Genomic DNA, 15,561 nt, shown 5'->3' on the forward strand with positions numbered 1-15,561 from the left:
TATGAAGAGATCTAGGCATGAGCTCAGCCTGGTTACTGGCAACCCATAACTTTTAACTCATCTATATCAATTCCTCATTCCGGCTTTTATTTATCTTTTCAGAAATCACATGGCCATCTTTCAAGTTGACGATTCTGTTTGAAAAACTAGCGTCGTGACTCGAGTGCGTTACCATTACGATCGTAGTGCCCGTTTCGTTCAATTCACAAAGCAACTCCATCACTTCGTTACCATGCGAACTATCCAAATTACCAGTAGGCTCATCAGCTAAAACCAACTTTGGTTTGGTTACCAAAGCTCTAGCTACCGCAACACGCTGCTGCTGACCACCCGAAAGCTGTTGTGGAAAGTGTCCGCTACGGTTTACGATATTCATTCTTTCAATGATTTCGTTAACTAACTTTTTACGTTCACCAGCAGGGATTTTATTGTAAATGAGTGGTAATTCGATGTTTTCGAAAACTGTTAATTCATCTATTAAATTGAAATTCTGGAATACGAATCCCATATTTCTTTTACGAAAATTAGAGCGTTCCCTATCATTTAAAGTTAAAAGTTCGGTGTCGATGAACTTATAACTTCCGCTTTCTGGCTTATCCAATAAACCCATTACATTCAACAGCGTCGATTTTCCGCAGCCTGATGGTCCCATAATCGAAACGAATTCGCCAGCTTTTACGTGGAGATTAATTCCGTTTAAAGCTGTAGTTTCTACTTCTTCAGTTTTATAAACTTTTTCTAAGTTTTCTATTTTTATCATAGCTTGTTAGTATCAAGTATTTAGTATCAAAATGTGAGGCTATCGTAGATTGGTTATCGCGTATCCTATCAACATCTTACTTTTTTATATTACTTATTGATCTCCACTTGGTCGTATTGGTTAAACTGATCGTAAGATGAGGTGATCACCTCATCGCCTTTTTGTAAACCATCCAAAATTTCGTAATACAGATAATTTTTTCTGCCGATTTTTACATTTTTCTTGGTTGCTTTACCATTGTTTACCACAAACACCCACGAACCACCTGTACTTTGAAAAAACTGACCTTGAGCCAATAGTAAAGATTTGCTGTTATCAGACAATGTTAACTTCGTTTGAAGCGATAAACCGCGACGCAAACCTTCCGGTGCAGCACCTTTGAAAACCATTTCTACCTGAAACTGCCCTGCTGTAACCTCTGGAATTACTTTGCTCACAGTTAAATTATATGTTTTTCCATTAAATTCGCAGGTAGAAGTCTGCCCCTCTTTTACACGGTTGATATAATATTCATCAACACCGGCTTGCAATTTATAGCCTTGCAAAACATCAATTTTCCCGATCATTTCATTCGAGTTATATGATTTTCCGATAACAGGGTCGTAAGAAGATAATTTGCCAGAAACTGGCGCTTTGATCGTCATATTTTCAATATTTTTCCGAATCATTTCCAAACTTTCATTCATCTGTCCCATCGATTGGTCAATTTGCGAAAGTTGCATTCTTCTGCTTTGATTTTCTTGCTTTACTGCCTGGCGTACAATCTTAAGTTTTCCCTGGTAATATTCGTAATCCTGACTAGACTTATTGAACTCCTGAAGTGTAATTACTTTTTTTGCAAACAACGAACTATCCAAGCGATATTGACGAGCAGCAGTTCTTAAACTATTTTCAACATCCAAAACATCTTGATTTAAAACCCTTTGATTTTGCTCTAAATCTAATCTCGATTTTCTCAATTGATTAATTTGTTCTGTAGCGGCGGTTTGGCTGGAAGTATAACTCAACATGGCATTGGAATTCGAAATTCTTAGTAAAGGTGTTCCCTTAACCACAGAAGCACCATTTTCAGTAAAGATTTCGGCAACTGTTCCACCCTCCGATGAACTTACGATTACCGAAGTTAACGGTACAACACTTGCATTTAATAACACTACATCTTCAAAATCACCGTACTCTACTTTGCTTATAGTTAGTTTTTCCGCATCTGCACTATAGGTTTTCTTTAAAGATAAAGTATAGCCATAAATTACAACTGCTACAAAAGCAAGTGCTCCACCTATAATAACCAGGGTTTTAGTGCTAAATCTTTTCTTTTCAATTTTTTTGTCCATTGTTCGGTTGTACTGTTTGATGTCCGTTATGCCAAGCTTGTGCCAAACGAAATAAAGCAATATAAAACACTGAAAACTAATAGCTTAAGAATTTTTGGTATTTTAGTTTGTTCATTATCGGACAGTTTATGTGCGGGAGCGGACAGTTTAGTTATTTTTGAGGATAGAACCTCACCCCTTCATCCCCTCTCCTTGAAGAGAGGGGGCGGAGAGCAGAAAAAACATAAAGCATATTTGGCTGAGGGTTTAACCAACTTTACTCTAATCCCTCTCTTCAAGGAGAGGGACAGTAGAAAAACACCAAATACTTCTTCCTTTAACAGGGTGAAGTTTTTTAAGTTGCAAGTTATGGAAAACTACGGCGACGACCTTTTCAAAGGAGCAAATCATAAACTCTTTGAGTTTTCTAAGGTATTGAGGAAAGTTCAAACGGACGCGGAAGAAATAATTTGGCAAAGTTTAAGGAATAGAAAACTTTTAGATTATAAATTTAGAAGACAGCATCCTTTACATAAATATATAGCAGACTTCTATTGTCATGAGGCTAAACTAATTATTGAAATTGATGGAGGGATTCATAACCAAGTTGATAACAAGGAATATGATAAGAATAGAAGCTACGAATTAAGTGAAATTGGAATAACGGTATTAAGATTTACAAATGAAGAAGTGAACGGAAACTTAGAGATGGTTTTGAACTCGATTAGGGGGCATTTGCAGAAGTAAGAACCTCACCCCTTCATCCCCTCTCCTTGAAGAGAGGGGGCGGGGAGCAGAAAAAACGTAAAGCATATTTGGGTGATGGTTCAACCAACTTTACTTTAATCCCACTCTTCAAGGAGAGGGACAGCAGAAAAACACCAAATACTACTTCCTTTGACAGGGTGAGGTAGCTTGTAAATAATTATTGTTCAATATCTTACCGTTTCTCATATTATTAAAAAAAGTACAATACAAAAAACAAATGCCATTACCTCTGAAAAGGGGTGGTTTTTTATAAATTTAAATCTATGTTAAACGCCACAGTTTTAATCATCGATGATGATGATGACATTCTTTTAAGTGCCCGCTTATTTCTTAAACAGCAAGTGAAGCAAGTAATTACCTGTAAATCACCAAAGGAAATTAATGTGCTGTTAAGCAAAAACGAGGTTGACATTATCTTGCTCGATATGAACTATCAAAAGGGCGCTAGCGATGGTCGCGAAGGTTTATACTGGCTGGAACACATCCTATCGATTGATAAAGATTATGTGGTGATATTAATGACTGCTTTCGGGAACGTTGAGCTTGCAGTTAAAGCGATTAAGAAAGGCGCTACAGATTTTATTCTTAAACCCTGGGAAAACGAAAAGCTTTTTGCCACCATTTCCGCAGCATCGAAACTTCGCGAATCAACCAGAAAGGTTAAGAAATTAGAGAAAATCCACACTTCATTGCATAAAGATATGACACGTGGTTTCGAGCATATCGTTGGCGAGGCCGATGGAATTAAACAACTTCAAAACACACTGCTGAAGGTTGCGCCAACAGATGCTAACGTTTTGATTTTAGGCGAAAACGGCACGGGTAAACAGGTTTTCGCATACGAAATCCACGGCAATTCCCAGCGTAAGAACCAGGTTTTTATGCATGTAGATTTAGGTTCATTAAATGAAAACCTTTTCGAAAGCGAACTATTTGGATACGCTAAAGGGGCTTTTACCGATGCAAAAGAAGATAAACCTGGTCGCTTTGAATTAGCAGATGGTGGAACGATATTTTTAGATGAAATTGGAAACCTCACCTTGCCCCTTCAAGCAAAATTATTAAGCGTTTTACAAAATCGAACCGTAATCCGCCTTGGCGAAAGCAAAGAACGTAAAGTAAATGTTCGTTTAATTACAGCAACCAATATGCCCTTGAATGAAATGGTTTCCAAAAATACTTTCAGACAAGATTTATTGTTCAGAATAAATACAGTAGAATTGCTGTTACCGCCACTACGAAAACGAGGTAGGGATATTTTGCTTTTGTCCAATCATTTTATGCAGGTTTTTAGTACAAAATACCATAAAGAAACCCGAAGTTTAAGCCATAAAGCGGAAGATGTGTTATTAAATTATAAATGGCCAGGAAATGTTCGGGAATTGCAGCATGTTTTGGAACGTGCCGTTATTATGAGCGATGGAAATGAAATTTCAGAAGAGGATTTACAGCTAAGTCCTCAGCGGTTTGCACAAAACACATCAATGCCAGATGAAATGGCGCTTGGCGAAATGGAGAAAATGATGGTGCAAAAAGCTATTGATAAACACAAGGGAAATATATCAAAAGCTGCGGCAGAGCTGGGTTTAACCAGAGCAGCTTTATATAGGAGGATTGAAAAATTCGGCATTTAATTTTAGGGAGATCGTAATAGGTAAAAGGTTTATTCGAAAGCAAAACCTCCACCTCAAAAACCTCAACCTTTAACCTTAAAAGTATGTTCTACAAACGATTTACTTTTCGTCTAATATCCAGATTACTCCTCATTAATTTGCTGGGCTATCTCCTATTCTATCTAATCCAAAACACCCAGTTATGGTTTACGATTATTGGAGTAGGCTTAATTTTATTGGGTTCGATAATTTCGCTGTACTATTACATAAACGAAATCCGTTCGGATATTAAACGTTTCATTTTAGCTGTTAAAACCCACGACCATACGTTAAATTTCAAGAATAAAGCCACAAAAGGCAGTTTCCCTGAGTTATACGAATCCTTCAGCGAAATTCTGCAGGTGCACAAGCAAATCCGAATGGAACAAGAAGCCATGTTCCAGCTGATTAAAACGATTCTGGAACAAGTTCCGGTTGGGGTAATTGTAGTCAACAATACAAAAACCGAACAGGATAATGAAGAGATAGCCTTTTTCAATCAGGCTGCATCGAATCTATTGGGCGTTCCTGCTTATAAATACTGGCATCGCCTCAAACAACATTTGCCAGCTTTCGCCAATGAAATTGATCAAATTTCTTCGGGAGGGAAACGTTTTCTGGAACTAAAAATTCAGGAAAAATTAATCCAGCTATCTACAGAAGTTATTCCATTAAATCTATACGGAAAAAATTATACCATCATCAGTTTCCAGAACATTAAGGATGAAATCGAACAAAAAGAAACTGAAGCCTGGAATCGATTAATCGGTGTGATATCTCATGAAATATTAAATTCTATTACCCCGATCAGCTCGTTATCCGATACGATTAACAGCATGGTAACCGACAAAGAAAACTTGGATTTGGATGAAATGGAAGACTTGAAAACTGCCTTACAAACCATCAAACGACGCTCTACCGGCTTATTAGACTTTGTAAAAGATTACCGCTTGATTGCTGAATTACCAACACCAAATTTAGAATCGCATACCATTGGGGAAATTTTAAAACACATTAAAGTGTTAATGCAGCCTTTTGCGAAAGTTAAAAATGTGGTACTTGAGGTAGAGCAAACTTCCTCAAAAATCACGGTTCAACTCGATTTAAAACTGATCGAACAAGTTCTTATTAATCTCATTACCAATGGCATTTATGCAGTTGAAGAAAATGAAAATCCACATATTTCGGTCAGTTATCGACTGGAAAACACGAAACTTTACATCGATGTAACCGACAACGGAAAAGGAATTGCACCGGAGGATTTAGAGAAAATTTTCGTTCCCTTTTATACCACCCGTAAAAATGGCTCGGGCATTGGTTTAACCATTAGTCGCAACATTATGAAAATGCACCGCGGAAGCATCGAAGTAGTTTCTACTTCAAATGAGCAAACAACTTTTTCATTGGTGTTTAATTACGTTTAGTTTCTTTTTAACCAAAGGATTTCAAAAATTAACGCAGATTAAAATCAATTTCCGTTACCTATAATCTTGCTTTTCATCTGTGATTGAAATTTTTCCTTAAATCATTTCAATGTTTGTTTTCAAACAAAATTCAAACAAAAGATGTTTAAATGGCTTTTATTTATGTGGATACATCAAATACGAGCATGAAGACAGTTATAATATCGAACAGACTACCCGTTAAAATCATCGAAGAAAACAACGAGTACATCTTTATTCCGAGCGAGGGCGGCCTTGCTACCGGATTGGGAGACGTGTACAAATCAGGCAATTCCATTTGGGTTGGCTGGCCAGGAATCGAGGTTCCAGAAGAACGTCAGGAAGAAGTTATTCAAAAATTAGGAGAACTCAATCTTTATCCTGTTTTCCTTACTCAAGAAGAAATCAATTTATATTACGAAGGCTTCTCTAATGAAGTTTTATGGCCGGTTTTTCATTACCTGGTTACTTATGCGCATTACGAGCAAAGTTATTGGGATTGCTACAAATCGGTGAACGACAAGTTTGCAAAGAGTGCCATGAAGGTGCTCAACAGAAGAGATAAAATATGGATTCAAGATTACCAATTACTTTTATTACCGGGAATATTGAGAGAAAAACTACCCAATTCTACTATCGGATTTTTCCAGCATATCCCTTTTCCTTCTTATGAAATATTCAGATTAATCCCTTGGCGTGAAGAATTACTGAACGGATTAATCGGTTCAGATTTAATAGGCTTCCATACTTATGATGATGTTCGCCATTTCATCAGCACTGCAACCCGTTTACTACCGATAAATTCATCATCAAATGTACTCAACAGTAACGAAAGGCAAATCGTAATAGAAGCTTTCCCGATGGGAATAGATTTCGAAAAATTTTCATCATTAACCACAACAGAAGCCGTAAAACAAGAAATAAGAGATTTTAGAAATGGAAAAGAAGATATGAAAATAATTCTTTCCATTGATAGATTGGATTACAGCAAAGGAATACTCGAGCGCCTAAAAGCCCTTGAACTGCTCTTGCTAGTACATCCCGAATACATCGGAAAAATCGAGTTATTTATGATTGTGGTCCCATCAAGAGATACGGTTCCTCAATACCATGAACTGCGGGAACAGATAGACCAATTTGTTGGAAATCTCAATGCCCGTTACCGATCAATGGACTGGATCCCGGTAAACTATTTCTACCGATCATTCCCTATTGAAGTGTTATCTGCCTTATATGCATCAGCAGATATTTGCTTGGTTACGCCCATGCGTGATGGAATGAATTTAGTAAGCAAAGAATATGTGGCCAGTAGAAACGAGGAAGATGGTGTACTGATTTTAAGTGAAATGGCTGGAGCATCAAAAGAGTTAACCGATGCACTAGTGGTTAATCCAAACAACTTGGGCGACATTATGGAGGCTATTGTTAAGGCCTTAAAAATGCCTCAAGAAGAACAGCAAACCCGTATGAAAGCCATGCGGGCAATTGTAGAAAAATTCAATGTTAAACATTGGGTAAACAATTTTATTTTAAGATTAAACGAAGTGAAAGATTCTCAAAAATCATTGCAAACAAAACACGCAGTAAATTCAGTTAACGAAATTATAGCTGCGAAATATGCTGAAACTAAAAACCGGGTACTGTTTCTTGATTATGATGGTACGCTGGTAGATTTTACTGGAAATATCGACGACGCATCTCCTGATGATGAGCTTTATGATTTAATTGAAAACCTGACTTTAGATTCTGCCAACACAGTTGTCATTATTAGCGGAAGACGGAATGAAACACTCGAAAAATGGTTCGGACATTTAAAGGTAGATATGATTGCAGAGCATGGTGCTTGGCAGAAAGCGCAGGGCGATAAATGGAATTGTTTGCCACTGCTTACCGACCAATGGAAAGGCGAAATTCGTTCGTTATTAGAGACTTATACCGATAGAACTCCTGGATCTTTTATCGAAGAAAAAAGTTATTCATTAGTTTGGCATTATCGCAAAGCTGAAGAAGGATTGGGCGAATTAAGGGCAAATGAAATTGTTAGCCACATGAAGATCTTGGCTGCCGATAAAGGTTTGCAGTTGATGCCCGGCAATAAAGTGATTGAATTCAAGAACATTGAAGTAAATAAAGGTAAAGCTGCGTTGAATTGGCTTTACAATAAACAACCAGATTTTATTATAGCTCTTGGCGATGATCATACCGATGAAGATATCTTCAGGGCCTTGCCAGATGATGCGATTACGGTTAAAGTTGGCAATAACTTGTCTGAAGCAAAATACTATCTAAACGATTTCAAAGAAGTAAGAAAGTTGCTTTGGAGCTTGGTTAAGGAAGAGTTTGTAGAGAGAGATTAATTAAAAAATCAGCGAAAATCTCCTTAATCTGCGGGAAAAATTACCTATCCTAAACACGTTCTTAAAACTGTCATTCTGAGCCTGTCGAAGAACATTTCGACAAGCTCAATATGACAACTTGCAAATAAAATCCCGCAGATTAAGGAGATTACCGCAGAAAATCAGCGAAAATCTCCTTAATCTGCGGGAAAATTATTCTTCAAAAGCCTATTAATGTAATAGCATTCTGAACCTGTCGAAGAACATTTCGACAAGCTCAATGTGACAACTTGCAATAAAAATCCCCTCAGCTCACTGATTCGAAAAATCTCGTCATTGCGAGGCACGAAGCAATCTACTTTAATAAAATAATACAACAAATGAGATTGCTTCTCCCGATGAAGAATCGGGATCGCCTGCCTGCCGCAGGCAGGCAATGACGGAAAGTTATAAACGTGAATGGTAGCCTGTCGAAGAACATTCCGACAAGCTCAATGTGACAACTTGCAAATAAAAATCCCGCATATCAAAAAGATCAACGCAGAAAAATCAGCGAAAATCTTTTTAATCTGCGGGAAAATTATGACCGCTACAAAAATATCGGCCTATCTAACTTAATTGCAATGCGATAAGCCGCATTCATTAAACCAACATGGCTATAAGCCTGAGGAAAATTCCCCCACTGACTACCGGTTTTTGCATCCACATCTTCACTAAATAGCAACAAGTGATTACAATATTTGATGATGTTTTCAAATTCCTTAATCGCTTCGTCTGTTCGACCTACACAAGCCAAAGCTTCGACATACCAGAACGCACATATCAAAAATGTTGTCTTTGGTTTGCCAAAATCATCTGCATGTAGATAGCGGTAAAATAAACCATCTTCGGTTTTCAGCTCATTTTCTAAAGCGATTAAATGATCTTTTGCACGATCAGAAGCGGGATCTAAATAACCCATCATAATCAGTTGCAGCGTACTTGCGTCCAAATGCGGACTGCCAACTGCATTGGTATAAACCTTTCTAATTGGATCATAACAGGCCTCAATATGTGCTGCTGCCTTATCAATTAAAACCTGTGCCCGATTTTCGAAATCAGCATTTCCAATGGTCTTCGCCATTTTTAAAGCCGCTTGTGCTCCCGCCCACTGAAACAAATTACTATAACAATGTACGTTTGCAATATTCCTGAATTCCCAGATACCTGCATCCTTTTCATCGATTGTTCTTTCAATCTTTGATAGCACACTTTCAATCCATTTTACCGAATCGCTGCGTTCTGAAAACACAAACCGATGATCAGTATAAAGTGGCAACATCGAAATTAAAACCTGACCATAAATGTCATTTTGAATGTGTTCATAAGCCTGGTTTCCAATTCGGATGGGCTGTTCGCCTTTATAACCTTCCAAATGATCTAAGGTATGCTCAGTGATCTGCCTTTCGCCGGCAATTCCATATAAAGGTTGGTAACGTTCATCTTCTGCGTGAGAAATATCAGACAAGTAATTAAAATACTTCTCCATTTCTTCAAAATGACCAATATGGTTCAGCGACGTAAGCACATAATGCGAATCTCGTAACCAGCAATAACGGTAATCCCAATTTCGGGTACTACCTGGCGATTCTGGTAAACTTGTGGTACTCGCCGCTATAATTGCCCCTGTATCTTCGTATTGATGGATTTTTAAAACCAAAGCCGATCGAATCACGAAAGGTTGGTAAAACCCTGCGATGGATGAATGTTTAATCCAAAGCCTCCAATAAGAAACGGTTTCACGAAGGAAATTCTCAGCAGTGCTTACAATGGGCGCTTCGAGGTTTTCGCCATAAGTCATGATAAGATATTTCGGCTCGTTTAATACGAAAGCTTTTTGATCTATAATATACGTTAAGGAAACATTGGTGCTTAAGCGGATATTTTCATCGCAACCGTGATAATCAATATGGTTGCTGCCCCTGCTCGCCCGCATTTTATTCTTGCCATAATCGCAAACGGGTTCACATTTAATGGTCACCCTCGGATTCCCTTGCAGGGGTTCGATTTTTCGGATAAACATTAATGGTTTGAAATATCTTTCATACAGATGAAATCGCGGGGCAAAATCGGTGATTCGATATTTTCCATCCTCAGCTGTAATTTCGGTTCTTAAAACATTGGTATTTTCAATATAATATTGCGATGAAGTGAATTCGCCTTGCGGTAAAATCGAAAATTCGCCTCCTTTATTTTTATCTAATAAACTTCCAAATACAAACGGACTGTCAAATCGAGGCCAGCATAGCCACGATATGTCTGTATTTTTATTTACATGTGCCAGAAAAGCACAGTTCCCTATAATTCCAGTTTGATAAAGATGTTGTTCAGCCATACGCTCATTTTGTGTTTATTGATTAACAAGCTTTTGCCAAAAATGTTGGAGGAAATGATGATTTTAAGGAGAATTAACGTGAAGCAGGAAACAAACCGTTGTTAAATAAGCCTGATTGAAGTGTAAATATTTTTTGTTGCAGCAACCTTTAATATGCTGTCATTCTGAGGAACGAAGAATCTGCAACCGATGAAACAGACGCCTCGTGCCTCGGAATGACAGAAGTTAAAAAATATTGAAACGTAAAGCAGGGCTGTAATCGGCAATGAAAGGGTGAACGTTAACTTTCAAAGAACCTCACCCTATCAAAGAAAATGATTCGGCTGGTTACTCCAATCCCGCTCCTTGAAAAGAGGGAGACAAAGGTTGGTGGTTTTGAACCAGTCTGTTCAAAGAAGTTTGAAGTAGTTAGTTTATAAATAACCATAAACTGCTGTTTCAAGAGATAGTGGCCACAACATTCGCCAATGTCTAATGTTCATTGGGTCAGGCAACAAAAAAGCCAGTTTGAACGAATTCAAACTGGCTCGGCTAATTATATTGATTATTTAGATTACCGTTCCGCTAGGTAAAACAGCACCTTTCTTAACAACTACAATTCCATCTTTTACCGCGTACAATTCAAAATCGCCGTCTTCCAAGTGTGGACCACCATTAATTTTGACATCGTTGCCAATTCTGCAATTTTTATCAATGATCGCGTTATTGATGTAACATCTGTCGCCAATACCGATTAAAGAGTTTCCTTTTTCAGTTTCAGACTGTATCTCTTCAAGGGTCTGATACCTATCGCTACCCATTACATAAGTATTGGTAACCACGGTGTGCCTGCCGATACGAGCTCTGATACCCAAAACAGCATGTTCAATTCTGCTAGCCTGAACAATACAGCCTTCAGCGATAATGGCTTTTTCTAATGTTGTACCTGAAATTTTTGACGGGGGCAACATCCTGGCTCTTGTGAAAATAGTATGATTACTATCAAACATGTTGAACTTCGGAATTTCGTCAGTTAAGCCTAAATTAGCCTCAAAGAACGAAGAAATATTACCAATATCTGTCCAGTAACCTTCGTACTGATAACTCAATACGCGACTTTCGTTTATCGCTCTTGGCAAAATTTCTTTACCAAAATCTTTTTCATCTTCGTTCTCATTTAAAATATTGATTAAATAATCACGATTGAAAACATAGATACCCATCGAAGCCAAAAAGTTACGCCCTTCGCCCTGCATTTCCGGACCAGTATCAGATACCCAAGCTTCCAAACCTGTTTTAGGCTTTTCAGTAAAGGAAGTAATCATGTTCTCTTCATCCGCCTTCAAAATACCAAAATCTGTTGCATCTTTCGCCGTTACCGGAATGGTGGCAATGGTAATCTCAGCTTGTGCTTCAATATGCTTTTCAATCATATCTTTAAAATCCATCTGGTACAATTGGTCGCCAGATAAAATTAAGATATAATCGAACTCATGGGAAACGATATGGTGCATACATTGACGTACCGCATCAGCCGTTCCTTGAAACCAACCAGCATTTTGTACTGTTTGCTCAGCTGCAAGAATATCAACAAAAGCCGTACTGAAATGGCTAAAGTGATAGGTGTTTTTAATGTGTTTATTTAGGGATGCCGAATTAAACTGGGTCAGCACAAACATACGGTGGATGCCAGAATTAAGGCAATTAGAAATTGGGATGTCTACCAACCGATATTTTCCTGCAATTGGAACTGCAGGTTTTGAGCGTGTTTGTGTGAGTGGCGATAATCTAGAGCCCTGGCCACCGCCAAGGATAACGCCTAAAACTTTGTCAGTCATGTTTAAGCTTATTTAAGTATTTGGTATAATTCTATATAGTTCAGCGCTGCCCTATCCCAAGAATGATCAATTTTCATCATGGTTTTACGTACCGCCTTAAAAGTTTTTTTATCATTATAAAAGCCCACTGCCCTATCAATTGCGTGGGTAACATCCCAAACGCTGGTTTGATCATGGCAAAGGCCAAAACCACCATCGCCAATATCTATCACCGTATCCTTCAACCCCCCTACTCTCCTCACTATTGCAACCGTTCCATATCTCAAAGCATACAATTGGTTTAAACCACAAGGCTCAACCCTCGATGGCATCAAAAGAAAATCTGCTCCGGCATACATTTCATGCGATACCTGCTCATTGTATCCAATGTAAGCATTGTATTTGCCGCCAAATACATCTTTCAATTGGTTTAACCGCCCTTCAACCCAATTATCGCCTGAACCTAAAACCAGCACATTAATATTTTCGCCGTGTTGCTGCAATGCAGTGTAAAAAATATCCGGTAATAAATCTGCACCTTTTTCATCAACCAATCTTCCGATAAAGGTAAACAAGGGCTTAGATGCATCTAATTGAAAAACATCGCAGAGCGCCTTTTTGTTTGCTGCTTTTCCCGCTTCAACCGTTTTTAAACTGTAACTTTTTGATAGCATCGGGTCGGTTTCTGGATTCCAAACTTCGGTATCAATGCCATTTAAAATACCCACCGATTTCCATCGTTCCTGGCGCAACAAACTTTCCAAGCCTCTGGCGTTGTCCATCATTTCATCCAAATAACTTGGCGAAACGGTAGTAACTCTCCAGGCGCATTTAATGGCCGATGCTAATGGGTTTATCGCATCTTCCCAACCCAGCAATCCACCTTTCCATAAATCGAAAGCTGGTAAATAGTACAATTTTTCCCAGCCAAATTGACCTTGGTATTGTGCATTATGTATCGTTAAAACTGTAGGTACTTGATTTAGTGAACTATATTTTAAGCAATTCGAAACCATAAAAGGAATCAGTCCGGTATGGTGATCGTGGCAGTGAATGATATCCGGGCGATGTTCCCATTGCGCCATCCAATCTAATGTTGCAATTTGAAAGGCGATAAACCGCTCGGTATCATCATTATAACCATAAACGTTTGGCCTATCGGTTAATCCCTGAATATGAATGATATATAGATCAAAACCGAGTTTATTGGTTTTTTCTTTTAAAACGCGATAAGAAAAATGATGATTGCCATAGTTAGACCAGGCATCGTAAGCCACTTCAAATTCGCTTTCCCTTACAAACTTTGTTTCGTATGCAGGAACAACCACCTTGGCAATGTGGCCAATTTTATTTTGGTATTTCGGTAAGGCCCCAACAACATCTGCTAAACCTCCAACTTTAGCAACAGGGTAACACTCGGCACTGATATGTATAATTTCCATTAAATATTTGGTGTAGATAACTTCGTTAAGTTAGCAATTGTTTTCTGATTTGAAAATAATTCAATATTAATTTTTGGCGGGAGACTTTACCTCAGATTTAGAAGATTATCGCAGATTGAAATTAGATAATTCCTTAAATTGAATGATCATTTTTTGAAAGTGAAAGTTCATCACTTTTGGCTCGGTGCAGCCCTGCTTTTCATTACAATCTTTTTGTTGCTGTCATCCTGAGCCTGTCGAAAGCGCAACAAAAAGGATTTTCATTTCAATCAGGCTTATTGAACGTAAGACTGTTTCTAGCAAATTGCATCACCGCATCAAATTTAACTGCTGCGAAATCAGCGGAAGCTCCTTAAAACAAAAAACCGCTAAGCTTTCGCCAGCGGTTTTTAACAACAAAACAAATATATAATTCTATTACCCTTAATATTCTTCAGCAATGATTTCGTAAAAGTCTCTAATCGGTTGAAACTGCGGGTGTAAGGAAACCACATCACCGAAAACCAATAAAGCTGGCGCAGTAATCTTTTTATCCTGAACAACTTCCGCAATGGTATCCACTAGGCCCACCGCAATTTTTTCATTTGTCGTAGAGCCATTTTGGATTACAGCCACAGGAAGCAAACCTTTGTTTTCACTTTGAAAAATGGAAGCAATCTCCTCTACTTTTTCAATTCCGTTCAAAACTACAATCGTAGCCTTTGTTTTCGCTGCAATGTATAAATCTTCAGAAATTTCTCCCTTTGAATTTGTTCCTGTTACTGCCCAAAAGCTCTCACTTAAGTCTTTATAAATCATTGGAATTTTCTGCAAACTTGGCGCACCAGTGGCACTCGAAATACCCGGGATGATTTCAGTAGGAATGCTATATGATTCTGCAGCATCGATTTCCTCGTAACCTTTGGCAAAGAAAAATGGATCGCCACTTTTCAACCGAACCACATGACCGTAGTTGAGTGCATAATCGATGATCAGTTTGTTCACTGCCTCTTGCGAGAAATCTTCATCGTCGGTTCTTTTGCCCACGTACACTTTCGGAATTCCCTCCGGCGCATAACACAGTAAAGCTCCGTTCACATTTGCATCATATAAAACAACATCAGCTGTTTTCAATGCTTTAACACCTTTTAAACTAAATAAATCCGGGTCGCCAGGACCAGCACCTATTAATGTAATTTTTGGTTCAATGTTCGCTTTTTCTACTTTACTTAAAATCATGTCAGGAATTTTAGCTCGTGATTATTTTTATTAATTAATCAAATATACAAAGTCTATAGAAATTGTAGTAGTTTATTTTAAAATAATTTTACTGTCTTTTACTATCATGCATGAAAGAAGCAATCTTAATGCGATCGCTAATATTCAACCCATAGTTGTAAGATTGCTTCGTGCCTCGCAATGACGACTTTTCTTCACTTGTCATTCTGAGTGCAACGAAGAATCTGCAACCGATTAGCATTGCCTCATTTATGTTAACAATTTGAAGAAAAAAAGTCCTTAATAAGTTAGGGCATCATTCAATTCAAAGATTTCTTGGCTGCGCTCGAAATGACGACGGTGGATTGAATTGGAGATAAAAAAAGCCTTAGCGGGACGCTAAGACTAGAGTATTTTCCCGCAGATTAAAGAGATTTTCGCTGATTTTTTCTGCGTTCATCTTCTTAATCTGCGGGAGTTA

General features: G+C 38.1%; 10 protein-coding genes. 4 read left to right on the forward strand and 6 right to left on the reverse strand.

The window, feature by feature from the left end:
- Positions 1–61: 61 nt before the first annotated feature.
- Positions 62–760, reverse strand: a complete 699-nt coding sequence (locus ACZZZK_RS05480) for an ABC transporter ATP-binding protein (protein ID WP_463483251.1) — start codon at positions 758–760, stop codon at positions 62–64.
- Positions 761–849: 89 nt separating this feature from the next.
- Positions 850–2,094 carry an efflux RND transporter periplasmic adaptor subunit gene (locus ACZZZK_RS05485; RefSeq protein ID WP_463483252.1) on the reverse strand — a complete coding sequence of 415 codons (1,245 nt, stop codon included), beginning with the start codon at positions 2,092–2,094 and terminating at the stop codon, positions 850–852.
- Between the two features lie 39 nt (positions 2,095–2,133).
- On the opposite strand from ACZZZK_RS05485, the gene ACZZZK_RS05490 reads away from it, so the two are divergent.
- The 4 genes from ACZZZK_RS05490 to ACZZZK_RS05505 all read left to right on the forward strand — a co-directional run bounded on the left by ACZZZK_RS05490 (position 2,134) and on the right by ACZZZK_RS05505 (position 8,292).
- Positions 2,134–2,820, forward strand: a complete 687-nt coding sequence (locus tag ACZZZK_RS05490; protein ID WP_463483253.1) for an endonuclease domain-containing protein — start codon at positions 2,134–2,136, stop codon at positions 2,818–2,820.
- Positions 2,821–3,104: 284 nt separating this feature from the next.
- Complete coding sequence (locus tag ACZZZK_RS05495; protein WP_463483254.1) at positions 3,105–4,475, forward strand: sigma-54-dependent transcriptional regulator; 1,371 nt, start codon at positions 3,105–3,107, stop codon at positions 4,473–4,475.
- 83 nt (positions 4,476–4,558) lie between these two features.
- The gene (locus tag ACZZZK_RS05500) at positions 4,559–5,917 is read left to right on the forward strand and encodes a sensor histidine kinase (protein ID WP_463483255.1); all 1,359 of its coding nucleotides are present in this window, start codon (positions 4,559–4,561) and stop codon (positions 5,915–5,917) included.
- Between the two features lie 185 nt (positions 5,918–6,102).
- Entirely contained in the window at positions 6,103–8,292 is a 2,190-nt protein-coding gene (locus ACZZZK_RS05505) for a bifunctional alpha,alpha-trehalose-phosphate synthase (UDP-forming)/trehalose-phosphatase (RefSeq protein ID WP_463483256.1), read from the forward strand.
- A gap of 568 nt (positions 8,293–8,860) precedes the next feature.
- Here the strand turns inward: ACZZZK_RS05505 and ACZZZK_RS05510 are convergent.
- The 4 genes from ACZZZK_RS05510 to cobA form a co-directional block, all read right to left on the reverse strand.
- Positions 8,861–10,645 carry a glycoside hydrolase family 15 protein gene (locus tag ACZZZK_RS05510; RefSeq protein WP_463483257.1) on the reverse strand — a complete coding sequence of 595 codons (1,785 nt, stop codon included), beginning with the start codon at positions 10,643–10,645 and terminating at the stop codon, positions 8,861–8,863.
- Positions 10,646–11,193: 548 nt separating this feature from the next.
- Complete coding sequence (locus ACZZZK_RS05515; protein ID WP_463483258.1) at positions 11,194–12,462, reverse strand: glucose-1-phosphate adenylyltransferase; 1,269 nt, start codon at positions 12,460–12,462, stop codon at positions 11,194–11,196.
- 8 nt (positions 12,463–12,470) lie between these two features.
- Positions 12,471–13,883: a glycogen synthase gene (locus ACZZZK_RS05520; protein ID WP_463483259.1), complete on the reverse strand. Its 1,413-nt coding sequence runs from the start codon at positions 13,881–13,883 to the stop codon at positions 12,471–12,473.
- A 423-nt stretch (positions 13,884–14,306) separates the two neighbouring features.
- Complete coding sequence (cobA, locus tag ACZZZK_RS05525; RefSeq protein WP_463483260.1) at positions 14,307–15,101, reverse strand: uroporphyrinogen-III C-methyltransferase; 795 nt, start codon at positions 15,099–15,101, stop codon at positions 14,307–14,309.
- Between the last annotated feature and the right edge of the window lie 460 nt (positions 15,102–15,561).

Source organism: Pedobacter sp. AC163, assembly GCF_979258665.1.